The sequence below is a fragment of the Egibacteraceae bacterium genome (assembly GCA_040905805.1).
In the GTDB taxonomy this organism is placed as follows: domain Bacteria; phylum Actinomycetota; class Nitriliruptoria; order Euzebyales; family Egibacteraceae; genus DATLGH01.
Genome location: JBBDQS010000008.1, coordinates 1 through 19,287, shown reverse-complemented (window position 1 = coordinate 19,287; position 19,287 = coordinate 1). Strand labels below are relative to the sequence as shown.

17 protein-coding genes are annotated in these 19,287 nt (G+C 72.6%); 16 read left to right on the top strand and 1 reads right to left on the bottom strand.

Annotated elements, in window-relative coordinates:
• The first annotated feature begins 5 nt into the window (after window positions 1–5).
• The 13 genes from panD to WD250_01505 all read left to right on the top strand — a co-directional run bounded on the left by panD (window position 6) and on the right by WD250_01505 (window position 13,417).
• Complete coding sequence (gene panD / locus WD250_01565; GenBank protein MEX2618882.1) at window positions 6–407, top strand: aspartate 1-decarboxylase; 402 nt, start codon at window positions 6–8, stop codon at window positions 405–407.
• Entirely contained in the window at window positions 404–1,246 is an 843-nt protein-coding gene (gene nadC, locus WD250_01560; GenBank protein ID MEX2618881.1) for a carboxylating nicotinate-nucleotide diphosphorylase, read from the top strand. Before panD ends, nadC begins: the two co-directional genes overlap by 4 nt.
• 2 nt (window positions 1,247–1,248) lie before the next feature.
• Window positions 1,249–2,016, top strand: coding sequence for a type III pantothenate kinase (locus tag WD250_01555; protein ID MEX2618880.1), 768 nt, complete (start codon window positions 1,249–1,251; stop codon window positions 2,014–2,016).
• Window positions 2,017–2,045: 29 nt separating this feature from the next.
• Window positions 2,046–3,608 (top strand): DUF885 family protein, encoded by a 1,563-nt coding sequence (locus tag WD250_01550; GenBank protein MEX2618879.1) that lies wholly within the window; start codon window positions 2,046–2,048, stop codon window positions 3,606–3,608.
• Entirely contained in the window at window positions 3,592–3,906 is a 315-nt protein-coding gene (locus WD250_01545) for a hypothetical protein (GenBank protein ID MEX2618878.1), read from the top strand. The genes WD250_01550 and WD250_01545 overlap by 17 nt, the downstream gene beginning before the upstream one ends.
• A 300-nt stretch (window positions 3,907–4,206) precedes the next feature.
• The gene (locus tag WD250_01540; GenBank protein MEX2618877.1) at window positions 4,207–4,509 is read left to right on the top strand and encodes a YrhK family protein; all 303 of its coding nucleotides are present in this window, start codon (window positions 4,207–4,209) and stop codon (window positions 4,507–4,509) included.
• A gap of 405 nt (window positions 4,510–4,914) precedes the next feature.
• Entirely contained in the window at window positions 4,915–5,283 is a 369-nt protein-coding gene (locus WD250_01535; GenBank protein MEX2618876.1) for a hypothetical protein, read from the top strand.
• A gap of 204 nt (window positions 5,284–5,487) precedes the next feature.
• Window positions 5,488–6,087, top strand: coding sequence for a DUF305 domain-containing protein (locus tag WD250_01530; GenBank protein MEX2618875.1), 600 nt, complete (start codon window positions 5,488–5,490; stop codon window positions 6,085–6,087).
• Between the two features lie 200 nt (window positions 6,088–6,287).
• Window positions 6,288–7,781: a lysine--tRNA ligase gene (gene lysS, locus WD250_01525; GenBank protein ID MEX2618874.1), complete on the top strand. Its 1,494-nt coding sequence runs from the start codon at window positions 6,288–6,290 to the stop codon at window positions 7,779–7,781.
• A gap of 51 nt (window positions 7,782–7,832) precedes the next feature.
• Complete coding sequence (locus tag WD250_01520; GenBank protein ID MEX2618873.1) at window positions 7,833–8,867, top strand: Clp protease N-terminal domain-containing protein; 1,035 nt, start codon at window positions 7,833–7,835, stop codon at window positions 8,865–8,867.
• Window positions 8,868–8,895: 28 nt separating this feature from the next.
• Window positions 8,896–9,843 carry a Clp protease N-terminal domain-containing protein gene (locus WD250_01515; protein ID MEX2618872.1) on the top strand — a complete coding sequence of 316 codons (948 nt, stop codon included), beginning with the start codon at window positions 8,896–8,898 and terminating at the stop codon, window positions 9,841–9,843.
• A gap of 260 nt (window positions 9,844–10,103) precedes the next feature.
• Window positions 10,104–12,398, top strand: coding sequence for an ATP-dependent Clp protease ATP-binding subunit (locus tag WD250_01510; protein ID MEX2618871.1), 2,295 nt, complete (start codon window positions 10,104–10,106; stop codon window positions 12,396–12,398).
• 218 nt (window positions 12,399–12,616) lie between these two features.
• Window positions 12,617–13,417: an MOSC domain-containing protein gene (locus WD250_01505; GenBank protein ID MEX2618870.1), complete on the top strand. Its 801-nt coding sequence runs from the start codon at window positions 12,617–12,619 to the stop codon at window positions 13,415–13,417.
• Between the two features lie 16 nt (window positions 13,418–13,433).
• On the opposite strand, the gene WD250_01500 is transcribed toward WD250_01505, so the two are convergent.
• Window positions 13,434–14,417: a type IV toxin-antitoxin system AbiEi family antitoxin domain-containing protein gene (locus tag WD250_01500; protein MEX2618869.1), complete on the bottom strand. Its 984-nt coding sequence runs from the start codon at window positions 14,415–14,417 to the stop codon at window positions 13,434–13,436.
• A 165-nt stretch (window positions 14,418–14,582) separates the two neighbouring features.
• Between WD250_01500 and nucS the strand changes: the two genes are divergently transcribed.
• The 3 genes from nucS to WD250_01485 form a co-directional block, all read left to right on the top strand.
• Complete coding sequence (gene nucS / locus WD250_01495; protein MEX2618868.1) at window positions 14,583–15,242, top strand: endonuclease NucS; 660 nt, start codon at window positions 14,583–14,585, stop codon at window positions 15,240–15,242.
• A 243-nt stretch (window positions 15,243–15,485) separates the two neighbouring features.
• The gene (locus tag WD250_01490) at window positions 15,486–16,652 is read left to right on the top strand and encodes a hypothetical protein (protein MEX2618867.1); all 1,167 of its coding nucleotides are present in this window, start codon (window positions 15,486–15,488) and stop codon (window positions 16,650–16,652) included.
• 181 nt (window positions 16,653–16,833) lie between these two features.
• A partial coding sequence (locus WD250_01485; protein MEX2618866.1) for a cell wall-binding repeat-containing protein occupies window positions 16,834–19,287 on the top strand: 2,454 nt, incomplete at its 3' end.

The following is a 19,287-nucleotide window of genomic DNA, read 5'->3' as shown; positions in this document are numbered from 1 at the left end:
GCACGATGCTGCGCACCCTGATGAAGTCCAAGCTGCACCGGGCCACGGTGACCGGAGCCGACCTGCACTACATGGGCTCGATCACCATCGACCCGGACCTGATGGCGGCGGCCGACCTCCTCGACCACGAGAAGGTCCAAGTCGTCGACATCGACAACGGCGCGCGCCTGGAGACCTACGTCATCGCCGGGGAGCGCGGCTCGGGCGAGCTGTGCCTGAACGGTGCGGCGGCCCGGCTCGTGGCACCTGGCGACACGGTCATCGTGATCTCCTACGCCACCTACACCGACGCCGAGGCTCGCGCGCACGTCCCCACCGTCGTGTACTGCGGCGAGGACAACCGGGCCATCCCGGGCCGGCCGGAGACCGCGGCGACCCGGATCGAGGACGTGCTGTCCACCTCATGACGGGTGGGGTGCAGGCGGTCGTCGCGACCGCCCTGGCCGAGGACCTCGGCGAAGGCGGGGATGCCACCTCCGCCGCGACCGTGCCCGCGGACGCCGGCGCCACCGCACGCCTGGTCGCCCGCGCCGCGGGCGTGGTCGCCGGCCTCGACGCCGCCCACGCCGTCTTCGCCGCGGTGGACGGCGCCGTCGGGTTCACGGCCCTGGTGCGCGACGGCGACCTGGTCGAGGCGGGCGCCACCCTGGCCACCGTCGCCGGGCCGACCCGGGCCGTGCTCGCGGGCGAGCGCACCGCCCTGAACCTGCTCTCGCACCTGTCGGGGGTGGCCACCGCCACCGCCCGGTACGTGGCGGCGGTGGCCGGCACCGGGTGCGTCGTGCGCGACACCCGCAAGACCCTGCCGGGCCTGCGTGGCCTCCAGAAGGCCGCCGTGGCCGCGGGGGGCGGGGTCAACCACCGCCGCAGCCTGGGCGACGGCCTGCTCGTCAAGGACAACCACGTCGCCGCCGCCGGCGGGGTCGCCGCTGCCACGAGAGCGGCGCTGGACGGTGCGCGGGGACGCCCGGTGCAGGTCGAGGTCGACGACCTCGACCAGCTCGACCGGGCGCTGGCCGCCGGCGCCCGGGCGGTGCTGCTCGACAACTTCACCCTGGACGCCCTGCGCCGCGGCGTGGCCCGCGCCCGGCGGGAGCCCCAGCCGATCTTCGTGGAGGCCAGCGGCGCCATCGACCTCGCCACGGTGCGCGCCGTCGCCGAGACGGGCGTGGACGCCGTCGCGGTCGGCGCGCTGACCCACTCCGCGGCGGCCCTGGACATCGGCCTCGACCTGGACGGGGCGTAGCGGTGCTGCTCGCCGTGGACGTGGGCAACTCCCAGACGGTCATCGGCGTGTTCAGCGGCGAGGACCTGGTCGAGCACTGGCGCATCTCGACCGAGGCGCAGCGCACCCCCGACGAGCTCGCGCTGCTCTTCGGCGGGTTGATGTCCTTCGCGGACCTGTCGTTCTCCAAGAACGTGCACGGCGTGATCGTGTGCTCGGTCGTTCCGGTGGTCACCGAGATGCTGCGGGTCATGACCCACAAGTACTTCCACTTCATGCCCGTGTTCGTCGGACCGGGCGTGCGCACGGGCATGGCCCTGGACGTCGACAACCCCCGCGAGGTGGGCTCGGACCGGCTGGTCAACGCCCTGGCGGCCTACGCCCGGCACGGGGGCCCGGGGGTGGTCGTGGACTTCGGCACCGCCACCAGCTTCGACGTCTACACCGGCAAGGGCGAGTTCGTCGGCGGGGCCATCGCGCCGGGCATCGCCACGTCGATGTCCGCGCTGTCCACCAAGGGCGCGCAGCTGCCCCGCATCGAGCTGGTCGAACCCACCCGCGCGATCGGCCGCAGCACGGTCGAGGCCATGCGGGTCGGCGCGGTGTACGGGTTCGCCGGCGCGGTCGACCGCATCGTCGAGGAGCTCGCCACCGAGATGGAGACGGCACCCGTCGTGATCGCCACCGGTGGCCTCGCCCCTCCGATCGTGCGGGCTTGCCGCACCATCGACCACCACGACCCGTGGCTGACCCTGCGGGGCCTGCGGATGATCTGGGACCGCAACACGTAACCGGTGGTGGCGCGGGTACCCTCGCGCCGATGATCGACCCCCGACTGCGCGCCGTCTGCGACCTGCTCGTGCCCGCCGCCCGTGAGCAGGCCGGGCTGCATCAGTACGACGGTCACGTGGCCGACCTCTCCCCGGAGGGCGTGCGGGCGGGCCTTGGCCGCCTCGGCGGGCCGGCCCTCGAAGGCCGCCACGACGAGGCCCACCTGGCGGCCTTCGAGGACTCCGTGCGGGTGCTGTTCGACGAGGTGGCCCTGCACCGCAGCAACCCGCGCCTGCTCCTGGACAACCTCGATATCTCGGTCTACGCGCGCCACTACGCCCCCGAGTCCGAGCGCGTGGCCGCCCGCGGCCGGCACCTGGCCGCATGGCCGGACGCCATCGGCGCGGGCCTGCGCGCCCTCGACGCGGTCCCGGCGCCGACGGCCGCGGCGCTGCTCGGCTCGGTGCGGGGGTTGGCCGAGGTCCTGGACCCCGAGCTGCCCGGGGATGCCGCCGCCATCCCGGCCCACCGCCGGCTGGTGGCCCACCTCGAGGAGGCGGCCGGCTCCGGGGACCCCAGCCCCGCCCTCGGCGCCCGCGCGCTCGAGCGGTTGCTGGGCGCCCCCGAGGCCACCACCGTCTCGCTGGAGCGGCTGTACCGCCAGGGGGAGGCAGAGCGCACTCGCGTCACCGATCTGCTCGCCGAGGCGTGCGGGCGGGCGTGCCCGGGCGTGCCCGTCCCCGAGGCCGTTCGGCGGCTGAACAGCGGGTACCCCGACGCCGAGGGTCTCCTCGACACCGCCCGCGCGCTCACCGACGAGGTCCTCCACTTCACCGCGGACGCCGCCCTGGTCGAGGACGAGCCCGACGGGATCGTGCATGTCGCGCCGAGCCCGGCCTCGCGCCGGTGGGCCACCGCGATGCTGTCGTGGGCGGCGCCGTTCGAGGACGACGGACCCTCCTGGTACCTGATCACCCTGCCCGACCCCAGCTGGTCCCCCGAGCGCCAGGAGGGCTGGCTGGCCACGTTCACCTACACGGGGCTGCCGAGCACCACCGCGCACGAGGTCGCGCCCGGCCACTTCACCCACGGCCGGGCGCTGCGCCGGGCCCCCGGCGACGTGCGCAAGGCCCTGCACTCCCCGGCGTTCGTCGAGGGCTGGGCGCACTACGCCGAGGAGCTGCTGGTGGAGGAGGGCTTCCGCGACGGCGACCCGCGCTACGCCGTCGGGGTCGCGTGCAAGGCCCTCCTGCGCGTCACCAGGCTGCTCGTGTCGATCGGCGTGCACACCGGTGCCATGAGCATGGAGGAGGCGACCGCCGCCTTCGAGCGCGACGCCTACCTGCCGGAGCCCTCCGCGCAGGCCGAGGCCAACCGCGCCACCTTCGACCCCACCTACGGCCGCTACACCTGGGGCAAGCTCGCGATCCGCGAGCTGCGCGACGACGCCCGCCGGCGGTGGGGCGCCGGCTACGGCCTCCAGCGCTTCCACCGGGCGCTGCTGGCGCTCGGCGCGCCGCCCCTGGGGCTCATGGACACGGCACTGGACGCCCCCCGGTCGCCGTTCCCGGGCGGTCGTCTAGTCTCCCGAAGTCATGACCGACGACCGTGAGACCCGCCTCGACGACCTGATCGCCGACCGCCACGCCACCCTCGAGCGGCTGCGAGCGCAGGGTGTCGACCCCTATCCCGTGGGCGTGGTGGTCACCGACTCGCTGGCCGGCGTCCGGGACCGCTTCGACGGCCGGCTCGAGCCGGCCCAGGAGACCGGCGAGACGGTCGCCGTGGCGGGCCGCCTGGTCTTGCGCCGCGGCCACGGGCATAGTGCGCGGGTGCCAGCCGGGCCACGGGGAGGGACGGATGGCTCGGGTCATCTCCGGCTCAGTTCGGCAGCAGGTGTTGATGGGTAGGCCCAAGTGGCAACAGCAACGCGTGAGTGGACGGATGGGCGGGACCGGCTTGCCGGCGCGGTCAGCGCCTCGCGGAGCTCCACGACCCGCGGCTTTGTCTCCTGCACGTGTAGGCGTCGGAGAATCGGAGCGACTGCCCCAGATGTTCGAGCAGCTCGTCCTGAAAGTCGTGTTCGTCGCTCGCCACGAGCACTCCCTCGTCGGACCGGCTGCTTGGAGCATGCACACCCCGGACCACTCGCCCCACACCCGTGGCAGACACTGAACTGAACGGGGCCTGATCCTACAAAGGAGGACGGCATGACCGGAAAGGAGCCGCACGCCGATGCGACCCCGTCGCGCGCACACGGTCAGAACCGCGCGGACGACGGCTCGGCTGCTCCTCGTGGTGCTCGCACGAAGTTGCTCGACACGTTCGAACGGTTCCACTGGCTGCACGCCCGGCTCGGTCTGGCCGGAAACGTGGCCTTCTTCGTGGGTTCGGTGCTCTTCTTGTGGGGGTCGACCCAGGTCGTGGGTACGTGGCTCTTCATCGTGGGATCGTTCGGGATGCTGCTGGGATCGATCGGTGACAAGGCCGCCCACTTGCGGGGTGACGCCTGAGACCGCTGGCGGCCCCGTGACCGCCAGCTGCACGCGCTCGTCCTCGCGTTGATCACCGCCGCCGACCTGCCACCCACACGCCCGCGCACGCTGGATGCCCGTGCCGCGCTCCCCCTCACCCCCTTGCACCCACCACCAGCCGCCGGGCGTCCGCCGCACCCGCACCTGCTCAGCGCCGGCGGACTCGCCCAGCCCGGGCCCACCCGTGGGCAGCTGCGATGGCCACCAGCGGGCAGGAACCATGGCCACCAGCGGGCAGTTCTCCTGCCCATGGGCAGGTTCAGATGGCCCTTGACAGCCGAGCCCCCGGCCGTGCGACGAGGCCGAACCCACGCTTCAGCCGGAACCCGGGCGGGCAGGCTCGAACGTGGCCCGACAGAGGATCGATAGTGGAGGAACCCCATCATGGCGGTACCCGAACTACACGCCAGCCCGACCGCTCCCCGCGACCGCGCCTGGGACTGGAGCGGCACCGACGAGCTCGACCGGATCATCGGGCACGGCGGCTGGGACGCCGTCGCCAACGCGCATGCCTGGTACGACGAGTCAGCCGACGAACACGACCCGCCCCAGCTCAAGACCGCCTACAAGCTGCCCCACCACGCGCTGGTCGATGGGGAGCTCAAGGTCGTCTGGTCCGGGGTCGCCGCGGCCATGAACGTGATCACCGGCGGACGCGGCGGTGTCGACCTGCCCGAGGACGAGATCGCGGCCGTCTACGACCACCTCGCCCGCCACTACCGCGAGTTCGACGCAGAACCACCGTCACGCTAACGGTCAGCTCGACGAGTGGGATCCCACCTGATACCCGCTGACCGGGACCGGGGAGCCAGACCGTCCCCGAACCCGGTCGCCGAACGCGTGGTCCTCCTCACGTGATCGGTGCCAGGCGCGCCGTCGTGCGCGTCCGGCTGCTGCACAGCGACGACGCAACGCCGCGGACCGGACACCGAAACGTCCATTCCTGGAAGGGGCGACATGGCAATCCAGAAGCACGAGGACTCCAACGAACAGCAAGGCAACGGTCGACACGGCTCTCATGGTGCAGGCATGTACCTGCGGTTCGGGGCGATGATCCTCACGGCCATGGTCGTGATGTACTTCGTCATGTTCGTGGCCTCCTGGGAGATCAGCCACGTCCGGTTCAGCCAGAGCCGCGTCTTCATGGCGATCACCATGGGCGGGACCATGGGCCTGGTCATGCTCGCCTGGATGCTCAACATGTACAGGAACACGAAGGCGAACATCGCCATCGTGGTCGCCAGCCTGCTGCTGTTCGCCGTCGGCGCGGTGCTCGACCGTAGCCAGGTGACCGTGCAGGACACCGCGTTCATGCGTGGCATGGTCCCGCACCACTCGTTGGCCATCACGCGATCAGAACGGTCCGAACTGCTCGACGTTCGCGTGTGTGAGTTGGCCGTCGCGATCAGCGAGGCCCAGCGCCGCGAGATCGATGAGATGGACTGGTTGATCGCCGACATCGAGGAGAACGGGGCGGCGACAACCCCCGAGGAAGCAGCGGCACGGCCCGTGCCCGACTACGAGGTGTCCGCAGCACGCGAGTGCCCGACAGGCTGAGCACGTGCCGCGGATGACTCGAACGTCGGTGGAGCGCCGCAGCGCGTAGGGCGCTGCCGTTGGGTTCGGGCCAGACGTCGGCGGAGCGATCTCCCGTCCGCACGTCGGTCGGGTCCGCAGGTCGACTGGCGGTTCATCAACCACGGGGGTGGTGCACCCCCTGGATGGAGATCCTTTTGTTGGCGCTAGCCTGCGCAGCCATGACCGACGACCGCGAGACCCGCCTCGACGACCTGATCGCCGACCGCCACGCCACCCTCGAGCGGCTGCGAGCGCAGGGTGTCGACCCCTATCCCGTGGGCGTGGTGGTCACCGACTCGCTGGCCGGCGTCCGGGACCGCTTCGACGGCCGGCTCGAGCCGGCGCAGGAGACCGGCGAGACGGTCGCTGTGGCGGGCCGCCTGGTCTTGCGCCGCGGCCACGGCAAGCTCGCGTTCCTGGTGCTGCGCGAGGGCGACGCCGAGCTGCAGGTCATGGCCGAGCTGTCCACCCTCGGCACCGACGGCATGGCCTTCGTCGACCAGCTCGACGTCGGTGACTGGCTGGCCGCCACCGGCCAGGTGATCACCACCAAGCGCGGGGAGCTGTCGGTCAAGGCCGACGAGCTGACGCTGCTCGGCAAGGCGTTGCGCCCCCTGCCCGACAAGTGGCACGGGGTGACCGACACCGAGGCGCGCTTCCGCCAGCGCTACGTCGACCTCGCCGTCAACGCCGAGGCCCGGCGCGTGTTCGCGGCCCGCTCGGCGGTGGTTCGGGCGCTGCGCGCCGAGCTCGACGAGCGCGGCTACACCGAGGTCGAGACCCCGATCCTGCAGCCGATCCCCGGCGGGGCGACCGCACGGCCGTTCGTGACCCACCACGAGGCGCTCGACCTCGACCTGTACCTGCGGGTCGCCCCGGAGCTGTACCTCAAGCGCCTGGTCGTGGGCGGGATGGCGCGGGTGTACGAGATCGGGCGGGTCTTTCGCAACGAGGGGCTGTCCACCCGTCACAACCCCGAGTTCACGATCCTCGAGTCCTACGAGGCCTACGCCGACTACCACGCGATCATGGACCTCACGCAGGCGCTGCTGCAACGCGCGGCCCGCGAGGCGGTCGGGGCCGAGCAGCTCTCCTACGACGGGCGGGCGATCGACCTCGCGGGGGACTGGCCGCGGCGCACGCTGCTCGACCTGGTGCGCGCGGCCACCGGGCGCGACGACCTCGCCTACGACACGCCGCTCGAGGACCTGCGGGCGCTGTGCGCCGGCCACGGTGTGCCGACCGAGCGCGCCTGGGGCCCGGGCAAGCTCGTGCTGGAGTTGTACGAGAAGCTCGTCGAGCACACGCTGTGGGACCCCACCTTCGTCATCGACTACCCCGTCGAGGTCTCCCCGCTGGCGCGCCGCCACCGCAACGACGAGGCGGTGACCGAGCGCTTCGAGCTGATCGTCGCCGGTCGGGAGCTGGCCAACGCGTTCAGCGAGCTCACCGACCCCGACGACCAGCGCGCCCGTCTGCAGGCGCAGGCCCGCGCGAGGGACGCGGGGGACCTCGAGGCGATGGGCATCGACGAGGACTACCTGCGGGCCATGGAGTACGGGATGCCCCCAATGGGCGGGCTCGGCGTCGGGGTCGACCGCCTGGTCATGCTCCTGGCCGACGTGCAGACCATCCGCGACGTGATCCTGTTCCCGACCCTGAGACCCGAGTAGGCCGCCGGCCCCCCGCCCATGTGCGAGGATCGCCCCCCACGAGGAGGTGTCATGTTCGAGCGGTTCACCGACGCAGCCCGGCTGGTCGTCGTCAAGGCCCAGGAGGAGGCGCGCCTGCTCGCCCACGACGCGATCGGGCCCGAGCACCTGCTGCTGGGCCTGCTGGTGGACGGCGAGCGTGCGGCGTCCCAGGCGCTGGTGTCGTTCACCTCGCTGGAGGCCGTCCGCAGCCACATCGAGGAGATGCTCGGGCGCGGCGAGGACCCGCCGGCCGGCCACATCCCCTTCACCACCCCGGCCAAGCACGCCCTCGAGGGGGCCTTCCGGGAGGCCCAGGGGCTCGGCCACGAGCACATCGGGACCGAGCACCTGCTGCTCGGCCTCCTGCGCGACGAGGACAGCCGCGCCTGCGGGGCCCTGCAGGCGCTGGGCGTGGACCTCGGCGCGGTGCGGGAGCGGGCCGTCGCCGTGGCGGGCGAGGAGGCCCCGGCCTCGGGCCTGCGCTCCTGGGGCGGCCTGGACCCGATGAGCGAACGGGTCGAGCGGGCCCGGGCGCGGGCCCGCGCCGAGCGCGACACCGTCCACGAGAGCGACCCGGGAGGCTGGGAGTTCCTGGCCTGGGCGGGGACGGCCACCTTGCGGGCGGTGGCCGCGGCCCGCCGCCACGCGGGTGACACCCTGCGGGGCGAGATCGCCCGCATCGACCTGGTGGTCGGTGTGCTGGCCGTGGGCGACCCCGAGGTCGGCGCGGCGCTGGCCGAGGCCGGCGCCGAGAATCCCTCGCCTGGCCGCCTGGTCCCCGGGTACCGGGAGGGCGTGTCCGGTGGCGATGCCGTGGTGACGCTGTCCGGTGAGGCCCGGCGCGTCTGCAGCATGGCGGCGCGCCTGGTCCCCGAGGAGGGCGCCGGCATCCGGCCGGTGCACCTGCTGCTCGCCGCGCTCGAGGTGCTGGGTCCGGTGCGCGCGGCCGCCGTCGCCGAGCGACTCGGGGCCGAGGACGTCGCCCTGCGCCCGGCGCTGCTGCGCCACGCGGTCGGCTCCCCGGGGAGTCCGGCGAGCCCGGGGTCTGACCCATCGGCGCCATGAGCCCCGCACCCGGGAACGGAGCGTAGTCATGTTCGAGCGGTTCACCGACCGAGCCCGGCGGGTGCTGGTCTTCGCTGAGGACGAAGCCCGCATGTTCACCCACGACTACATCGGCACCGAGCACCTGCTGCTCGGGATCCTCCACGAGGGCGAGGGTGTGGCGGCGATGGCGCTCGAGTCCCTCGGCATCTCCCTGGAGGCCGTCCGCGAGCACGTCGACGAGACGGTGGGTCGGGGCGACGGCCCCATGCCGGAGCACCGCCCCTTCAGCCCGCGGGCCAAGAAGACGCTGGAGCAGTCGCTGCGCGAGGCCACCAACCTGGGCCACGACTACATCGGCACCGAGCACCTCCTGCTGGGCCTGACCCGCGAGGGCGAGGGCGTGGCCGCGCAGGTGCTGGCCACGCTGGGCGCGGACCCCCCGAAGGTGCGCACCGAGGTCGTGACCACCCTGAGTGGCTACACCGGTGCCTCGCCGGCCGGCGTCGACCCCGCCGAGGACGCCCCCGTGCCCAGTGGTCGGCAGGCCCTGCAGGCCGCCGGTTGGAGGGTCCTGGCCAGCGGATCGGACACCACATGGCGCGCCCTGGGCCTGGCCCGGGCGGCGGCTGCGGTCGAGGAGCACACAGCGATCGAGGTGGACGACCTCATCATGGGTGTCCTGCGGGTGGGCGACGCGCAGGTCGCCGCCGCCCTGGAGGTGGCCGGTGGGACCGCGCCGGGCGATGCCGCGCCGGCGGACGCCGATGGGAGCGAGCCCCCACCGCTGTCGCTGTCGGTGCCGGCCCGCGACGCCTGCGTCGAGGCGCTGCGGGTGTCCGGCGACGGCAGGGGGCTCGTGCGCCCCGCGCACCTGCTGCTCGGCTGCCTGCTGACCCTGGACAGGGCGGAGACCAACGCCCTGGGCGCACGGCTGGAGGTCGAGGTCGGCCGGCTCCTGAACGCGCTGACGCGCTCCATCGACGGCGAGCCGTAGCGCGCGAGCACAGCCCGGCGCCGCGCCCCGGGGTCTGACCGCAGGCAGCGGGCCTGCAGTGGTCGGGCGGGTCCTGTCGGCCACCGGTGGGCAGGCTATCCTTGCTCTGCGGTACGCGATTCGCGCGGCAGTCCCCATCCCTGGCGACATTGGTTCGTCGACGCCGCACGTTTGCCGGAGTCCGCAAGACTGATTCAGGCAGCCGCAGCATCGGTCGATGCTAGAGTTGCGGTAGGCGCACCCGACGAGGGGGCAGTGAGATGTTCGAGCGATTTACCGACCGGGCCCGGCGAGTGGTGGTGCTCGCCCAAGAAGAAGCCCGCATGCTCAACCACAACTACATCGGCACCGAGCACATCCTGCTCGGGTTGATCCGCGAGGGCGAGGGTGTGGCCGCCCAGGTGTTGCAGAAGCTCGGCGCGGACCTGTCGCGGGTGCGCACCCAGGTCATCCAGCTGCTGAGTGGCTACGCCGGTGGCGAGCCCGGTCAGGGCGGCCCCCAGAAGGCGGGTGTCTCGGGCGGCTCCGCGGACGACCCCAAGGGCTCCCCGGTCCTCGACCAGTTCGGCCGCAACCTCACCCAGTACGCCCGGGAGGGCAAGCTCGACCCGGTCATCGGTCGCCAGCGCGAGGGCGAGCGGGTCATGCAGGTCCTGTCCCGGCGCACCAAGAACAACCCGGTGCTGATCGGCGAGCCCGGCGTCGGCAAGACCGCGATCGTCGAGGGCCTGGCCCAGATGATCACCGCCGGCAACGTGCCCGAGACGCTCAAGGACAAGCAGCTCTACACCCTCGACCTCGGCGCACTGGTGGCCGGCAGCCGCTACCGCGGTGACTTCGAGGAGCGCCTGAAGAAGGTCCTGAAGGAGATCACCACCCGCGGCGACATCATCCTGTTCATCGACGAGCTGCACACGCTCGTCGGGGCGGGTGCCGCCGAGGGCGCGATCGACGCCGCCAGCATCCTCAAACCCATGCTGGCCCGCGGCGAGCTGCAGACCATCGGCGCCACCACCATCGACGAGTACCGCAAGCACCTGGAGAAGGACGCCGCCCTGGAGCGCCGCTTCCAGCCGATCACGGTCGACGAGCCGAGCGTCGCGCACACCATCGAGATCCTCAAAGGTCTGCGCGACCGCTACGAGGCCCACCACCGGGTGACCATCACCGACGACGCCCTGGTCGCCGCCGGCAACCTCGCCGACCGCTACATCTCCGACCGCTTCCTGCCCGACAAGGCGATCGACCTGATCGACGAGGCCGGCTCGCGCCTGCGCATCCGCCGCCTGACCGCGCCCCCCGACTTGCAGCACCTCGAGGAGGACGCCCAGCGGGTGCGCAAGCAGAAGGAGTCCGCGATCGACGAGCAGGACTTCGAGAAGGCGGCGGCCCTGCGCGACCAGGAGAAGAAGATCCTGGAGCGCAAGACCAACCGCGAGCGGGAGTGGAAGTCCGACGGCATGGACACGGTGCTGACCCTCGATGAGGAGGACATCGCCGAGGTGCTGTCGAACTGGACCGGTATCCCGGTGTTCAAGCTCACCGAGGAGGAGACCGCCAAGCTCCTGCGCATGGAGTCCGAGCTGCACAAGCGCGTCGTCGGTCAGGAAGAGGCCATCGCGGGCGTGTCCAAGTCCATCCGGCGCACCCGCGCCGGCCTGAAGGACCCCAAGCGCCCGTCCGGCTCGTTCATCTTCCTCGGGCCCTCCGGCGTCGGCAAGACCGAGCTGGCCAAGACGCTCGCCGAGTTCCTGTTCGGCGACGAGGACTCGCTGGTGCACCTCGACATGTCCGAGTACATGGAGAAGCACACCGTGTCCCGGCTGATCGGGTCCCCGCCCGGCTACGTCGGGTACGAGGAGGGCGGCCAGCTCACCGAGGCGGTGCGCCGCAAGCCGTTCAGCGTGGTGCTGTTCGACGAGGTCGAGAAGGCCCACCCCGACGTCTTCAACGCGCTGCTGCAGATCCTGGAGGACGGCCGGCTCACCGACGCGCACGGCAAGGAAGTCGACTTCAAGAACACCGTGCTGATCATGACCTCCAACCTCGGCACGCGGAACCTCGGCGCCCAGGCACTCGGGTTCGCGGCGGCCAACGAGGAGTCCGACACCTACTCGCGCATGAAGCAGCAGGTGGACGAGGAGCTCAAGCGCCACTTCCGCCCCGAGTTCCTGAACCGCATCGACGAGGTCATCGTCTTCCACCAGCTCACCCGCGAGCAGGTCAAGTCGATCGTGGACCTCATGATGAAGCGGGTGAAGGGCCAGCTGCGCTCCAAGGATCTCGACCTCGAGCTCACCGAGGACGCGAAGCTCTGGCTGTCGGAGAAGGGCTACGACGCCGCGCTCGGCGCCCGGCCCCTGCGCCGCACGATCCAGCGCTACATCGAAGACGCGATGAGCGAGAAGATCCTGCACGCCGAGTTCAGCGCTGGCCAGCTGATCGTCGCCGACGTGGAGAACGACGAGATCGTCTTCCGCGCCGTCGACGCCCCGCCCGACTCCCCGCCGGTGGAGCTCGCGGGCTCGCCGGGCAACGAAGGCCAGGGGTCGTAAAGACGGCTCCGACGGGGTAGAATCTGCGACAGGGCTTCCCCGCCACGACGGGACCAGCCGGCGACAAGAGCCGGTGGGACCGGTGGGTGGAGCCAAGACCCGACAGCGGGCCCGGTGCGACAAGAGCGCCGGGCCCTTCACTGTGTCCGGGGCCCGACACGGTAGGGCGCCGCCGCGCTGGTCTGGCGAGGGGGGCCTGCCGGGGCGAGACTGGGTACATGGGCAGCCAGTGGACGCGCAGCGACGTAGCCGGAACCCTCCAGGTGCTCGACGCCTGGTGGGACCAGCTGACCGAGGGGGTCGCGCAGGATCTGGTCGAGTCCCCGCCGGCGCCGGGCGAGCCGTCGGTCGCCGCGATCCGTGAGGCCAGCATCACCCGGCTGCTCGACGCGCGTGGCGCCGACCCCGACGGCGTGCTGGCAGTCGTGCAGGCCGCGTTGGCGGACCTCAGCGCGGCGGGCCGGACGCTCGTGCGCCTCGGTGTCGGCCCCGTCCGGACGGCGGGGGCGGTGGCGGGCATCCACCGTTCGGGCGGTGGGGTGCCCAAGCTGCCGGTGGCCGCGGCGGCGGTCGGACTCGACGGCGTCGAGGGCGATCGGCAGGCTGACCGACGCTTCCACGGTCGCCTCTGGCAGGCGCTGTGCCTGTGGTCGGCGGAGGTCATCGCGGAGCTGCACGCCGAGGGCCACCCCATCGCCGCGGGCAACGCCGGCGAGAACCTCGCCCTGTCGGGCCTGGACTGGGCGGCGCTGCGGTCGGGCACCCGGCTTCGCGTCGGCGGCGTGCTCGCCGAGCTGTCCCTCCCGGCGACCCCGTGCGCGAAGAACGCCCGCTGGTTCGTCGACGGCGACTTCATGCGCATGTCCCACGACCGCCACCCGGGCTGGAGCCGCTGGTACGCCACCGTGCTGGAACCCGGTGTGGTCGCCGTCGGCGACCCGGCGGTCGTCGAGCCCGACGGGGGCACACCAAGGGACGCCCGGCCCACAGCCGTGGGTGAGGGGTCGAGCGCACCGTAGCGGTGCCCTGGACCCCTCAGCGCCCGGCCGACGCCGTCTGCAGGCCGCCGCCGGCGAGGGCCTCGGCGATGACAGCGGCGACGTGATCGGGCTCGCGGACCACGTCGCGATAGCCGAAGCGCAGCGGGACGTACCCGGCGGTGGCGTAGCGGTTGTGCTTGCGCTGGTCGTTGCCGCGCTGGCCGGTCAGCTGGTGGAAGCGCAGTCCGTCGAGCTCGACGACTACCGTGACGGCACCCTCCCAGCAGGCGTCGGCGATGCCGATGCGGCCCCGACGGTCGTGCAGGGGCACGTTGTAGGCGGGTGGCGGGAGGTCGAAGGCCCGGACCACCGTCTGGTCGAAGGTGCGCTCGAGCCACGACCAGAACTCGCCTTCGGCCTCGGGTGCGGTGATCCGCACGAGCACGTCGGCGTGGCGACGCCCGGCGCACAGCGCCGTCGCGCGCGTGTGCAGCCACGGCCGGGTCGTGGCGCGCAGGCAGATGAGATCGTCAGCGAGGGCCATCACGTTCGCCTCGTCGAGGCCCGCGGCGAGATCCACGGCCATGCGTGCACCGCTGGTGACCGGGATGCCGTCGACCGTCGTGATGTCGCAGCGTTCCAACCGGCGGGTCCGGTGCACGCGGACCTCCGGGATCGCCAGGGCGTGGGGCACCGCGACGGTCACCTCTGGAGACTCGGGGGTGTCGATGCGCTCGATGCCGTGCAGCTTGGCGGCCCACCCGTGCGAGGCGACCGCTGCGTCCTGGGGACCGACGACCCGGGGCGCGGTGATCGGTGGGGCCGCCGCCAAGAGGGCCGCCATCAGTCGCCCCCGCCAGGTCACCGGGGCGCTCGCCATGCGGTACACGCCCCGGTGCACGCGCGTCGTCTCGCCGGTGCGGTGCATGCGGGCGACCACGCGCGCGCTGACCCCGCAGGCGGCGGCCTGCGCGGTGGCGAAGTGGTGGTGCTGGTCGGCGATGACGGCGTTCAGGCGGGTGCGCGGCGAGTTGCTCATCCACCCAGTGGACGACCGCACGCAGCCGCGGTCCAGAGCCCAGACCTTGCCTGTGGATGAGTCGATCCCGCGACGGCAGGTGCGGGGTCTGGCGCACCGTGGCGGTGCGTCAGACCACACACCTTCATGGTCGGGTGCCGATGGCCTCCGGTAGCCTCGGTGATCATGCGCCTGGTCATCGCCCGCTGCTCGGTGGACTACGCCGGCCGCCTGAGTGCGCACCTGCCGGCGGCCGTCAGGCTGATCATGGTCAAGGCCGACGGCTGCGTGGCGGTGCACGCCGACGGCGGGGCCTACAAGCCGCTGAACTGGATGAACGCCCCCAACACCCTCGTCGAGCAGGAGGGGGTGTGGACGGTGACGAGCCCCAAGGGCGAGACGCTGACGATCGCGCTGGAGGAGGTCCTGGGCGACGTCACCTACGAGCTGGGCGAGGACCCGGGCCTGACCAAGGACGGCGTCGAGGCGCACCTGCAGGAGCTGCTCGCCGCCCACCCGGACGCCCTCGGGGACGGCCTCACCCTGCTGCGTCGCGAGTACCCGACGGACCTCGGGCCGGTGGACCTGCTCTGCCGGGACGCCGACGGGGGCGCCGTGGCGGTAGAGATCAAGCGCCGCGGGGAGATCGACGGCGTCGAGCAGCTGGTCCGCTACCTCGAGCGCCTCGAGCGCGACCCCCTGCTGCGCCCCGTCCGGGGGGTGTTCGCCGCCCAGCAGATCAAGCCGCAAGCGCGCGTACTCGCCGAGGCGCGGGGCATCAGCTGGATCGAGGTCGACTACGACGCCCTGCGCGGCCGGGCGTCGAACGAGCTGCGCCTGTTCTGAATCTGACCGGGCTCGCCGCCGAAGGCCTCCCCGAACGGACGAGGGCACGCCGGTCAGTCGTGGAGGGCGTCGTCCACCGCGTGCCCGCCCCTATGTGCTAAACGCACGTATTGCGAGGATCCGCCGCCGGTCTAGGCTGACGACTTGTGAAGGAGCGGACCGGGTCGCGGTGCGCCCTCACGAACTGCAGGTCACAACACGTCTGCAGGCCACAACAACAGAGCAGTGTGGGAGGGGAGCGCCGTGGGCGAAGCGGTTGTGCGTCGGGGATTGCTGCTTGTGGTGGGGGTTGCCGCGGCGGTGGTGATGGCCGGTGCGGCGGCGTATGCGTGCACGGCGTTCGCCACGTTGGAGTTCGCATCGTCGGCAGGGACGCCGGGTTCCGTGATGGAGGGGACCGGCAAGGGGTTCCGCTCGTCGCACGGCCAGTCGCCGGGGGGCGACGTGCGGGTGCGGTGGGACCGGCGTGACGGCGCGGTGCTGTGGTCAGGCCAGGCGAGCGAGGACGGCACGGTGGCGTTTGACTTCACCGTGCCTGACGTCGAACCCGGGCATTACGTGATCGTTGCGACGCAGTCGACGACTGATCCCGAGACCGGTGAGGAGACCGAGACCCCGGTGTACGGCACGCCGGGCCGCCAGTCCTTCGAGGTCGTGGCCGCCGCCTCCCAAGGCCAGCTGGCGCCGGCTGCTTCGTCCGAGCCGTCCGGCGCACCTGCGGAGGTGAGCCCGCAGTCGGCAGCACCGGCGGATGCAGCAGGTGGCTCGACCGGGGTTGCGGCCCCGGCCGGGGAGCCGAGCCAGCCGGCGCCGTCGTCGGCCACCGGTGCCGGGACCTCGGCTGCCGAGCCGGCGACCGCAGGTCAGCCGGCGGTCGCTGACGCGGCGGCCGGTGTCCCCACGCAGCCGGGGGTCGCAGACACGGGCGGTGTCCCAGCACAGCCCGCCCCTGCGGCGGCGGAGCGGGCCGCGGCGGCTGCCGCCCCGCCTGCGGTTGGCACGCCTGAGCGCCAAGCGGTGAGCGGTCAGGAGCCGCTGGCGGGGTCCGCGGCGACCGCGCGGGAGCGCTTCGCTGCGGCGGAGCGCACCGCGGCTGCGGCCACGTCCCCCGTCGAGTCCGCGCAGGGCACGGCCGGCGTCGCCGGCACGAGCCCGCAGCCGGCGGCACCCACGGGCTGGGAGCGCTTCGCTGCGGCTGAACACGCAGCGACGGACGCCACCGCGGCCTCCCGCTCCCCGGTCGGCGTCGTCGACACGGGCCGCACCGCGGTGCCCGCGGTCGGGTCCACTGCGGTGAGCGCGCTCGACTCGGGTGCGGTGGCGCTCTCGATCGTGGTGCTGGCGAGTCTCGGATTGGTCGCGGTCCTCGGGCGGCGATTGAGCGGGCTGCGATCGGCGATGGCGCAGTAGGGACGTCACGTCCGATCACGGGGGCATGGCAAACGCAGGACAGCACGGCCGACCTCGGGTGAGGTCGGCCACCGGTGCCCGTGGTCGGGGTGCGGGACGGCTTTTCGGGGCGGCGATCTGGCGGCGAGCAGTGCACACGGCGATTCGTAGACACCTGGTAGACACCTAGAGGAGTCGCTCCATGCGCGAGGAAACCTCCAGCAGGGCCCTGACGGCGACCGTGGCGCTGGCGTTGTTGGCCAGCCTGATCGTGGCGGTGCCCGGCGCCGTGGCACAGGACCCGGCCGACCCCGGACCGCTGCGCACCGCGGAGAACGCCCGCATGGGCGACGACCCGCGCCCCGCCCGAGGGCGGGATATCCCGGGCATGGCGGTCAACCCCGACGATCCCGACCACATCGTCGTGGTCGACAAGGACTTCATCAACGCGACCTGTGAGCACCACGTCAGCTTCGACGGCGGCGCGACGTGGGAGACGGACGAGCTCACGGGGCCAGCCGGCTTCCCGACCCCGGTGTGCACCCACAACTTCGACTCGGGCGGGTACGCCCAGGTCAACGAGAGCGTGGCATTCGGCTCCGGTGACACCGTGTACACGACCTTCTCGTCCCACCGCGGGGAGTTCCAACGGCCGGAGAGCGGCATCATCGCCGGGGAGGGCGACGACATCCTCGTCGCTCGCTCCACCGACGGGGGCCAGACCTTCGCGCCGGGCGTGGTCGCCGTCCCCGGCGGGCCCGACCCCCAGCCCTTCTTCATCCGTCCGCAGCTGGCCGTGTCGCCCGACGGGGAGGGTGACCGGGTCGTGGTCTCCGGATGGGTGTGCTTCGTCGAGTCGGGAGGTTGCCAGGGCGGCGGAGGCGCACGCCGGATCATCACCGCGGTGTCGGACGACGGTGGCCAGACCTGGAACGAGCCGGTCATCGCCAGCGGCCCCGACGAGTCCGCTCGCGAGCCCTCGCAGCCGGTGATCGGCCCCGACGGCACGCTGTACGTCGCCTGGCGCAACCGCGACCCCGTGACGGAGCTGGACCCGAACGACATGGTGGTGGCGAGCTCGACCGATGACGGTGAGACCTGGACGCGTGTGGAGACCGGCCCCATCAGCGGGGGAGGCGGCCACCCGAAGCTGGCCATCGACCCGGCCGATCCTGCCGGGACCGGCACCCTCTACCTGACGTACACCAGGCTCGAGGACGGTGACTTCGACGTCGTCCTGCAGCGCTCCACCGACGGGGGCGCGAGCTGGTCGGCGCCCCTGCGGGTGAACGACGACGATGGTCCGGGCACCGTGCAGCGCGCGCCCGAGGTCCACGTCGCCGACGACGGCCGGGTGGACGTGGTGTGGCACGACCGCCGCCACGCGTTCGTGGGGTTGCCGTTGCCGGCGCCGCGGGGGATGGGCGACACCTACTACGCCTACTCGACCGATGGTGGCGAGTCGTTCTCGGTCAACCGGCGGGTGAGCGACCGGACGCTCAACCTCGACGTGGGCCTGGACCGTCGTGTGGGCACCTACATCTGGTACGGGCCCACCATGGCGCAGCTCAGCAGCGACGAGCTGTTGTTCGCGTGGGCGGACGGGCGTGAGGGCAACTTCCACACCGACACGCAGGACATCTACCTGGCGCGGATGGCGTTGAATGCCGACGGGGCGGTGCCGGTCAGCCATCTCACGCCGGTGGGTGGGGACGCGACGGCGGTGTCGGTGGCGCAGTCACAGCTGGCGTATCCGGGCGGGGTGGAGCAGGTCGGCCCGGAGGCGAGGACCCGGGTGGTGATTGTGAACGACGAGGACGTGGCCGGGGCGTTGGCCGGGGGAGTGCTGGCACGGGCGTTCTGGGGTCCGGTGCTGGCCTCGTCGGCGGCGGGTCTGCCTGAGGAGGTGGCTGACGAGGTCGCCCGGATGCAGGCCGAGGGCGCCTACGTGGTGGGTGACACGTCGTCGCTGTCGGCCCAGGTGATCAGCGACCTGGAGGCTGCCGGGGTGCCGGCTGACGAGATCGAGCGGGTCGACGCCGGGAGCCCGGCCGCCACGGCGGCGGCGATCGCGGGGTTGATGGACGCGCGCTCCGACGAGGCCAAGGATGCCGGTCAGCCCGCGTTCGACGCCGCGGTCGTCGCCAACCCTGACAGTGACGAGGCCGCGACGGCGTCGGCGATGGCGGCGGCGTTGCACCTGCCGGTGCTGTTCGTTGACGCCGGCGCGGTGCCGGCAGCCACCCAGACGGCGCTTGACGAGCTCGACATCGACGCCACGGTGGTCATCGGCGGCACTGGCGCGGTCAGCGCGCCGGTGGCCGACGGGCTGCCCGACGCTCAGCGGTTGGACGGCGCGGACCTGCTGGCCACCTCCCAGGCTGTGGCCGACGAGTCAGCGGCGCGCGGTCTGCCGGTCAACATCGTGTACACCGCCAGCGACCCGATGCACGCGGCCGTGATGGGTGCGGGCGTGGCCCGTCTGGGCGGGCTGCTGGTCATGGCAGAGCAGGACAGCGACGAGGCCGCCCGCGGGGCCGCGGACACGCTGGACGCCGGCGCGCTGGTCGACCGGATCGTGGTGGCCTCCACGCAGCCAGACCCCGACCCCCCCCCCCCCCCCCCCCCCCCCCCCCCCCCCCCCCCCCCCCCCCCC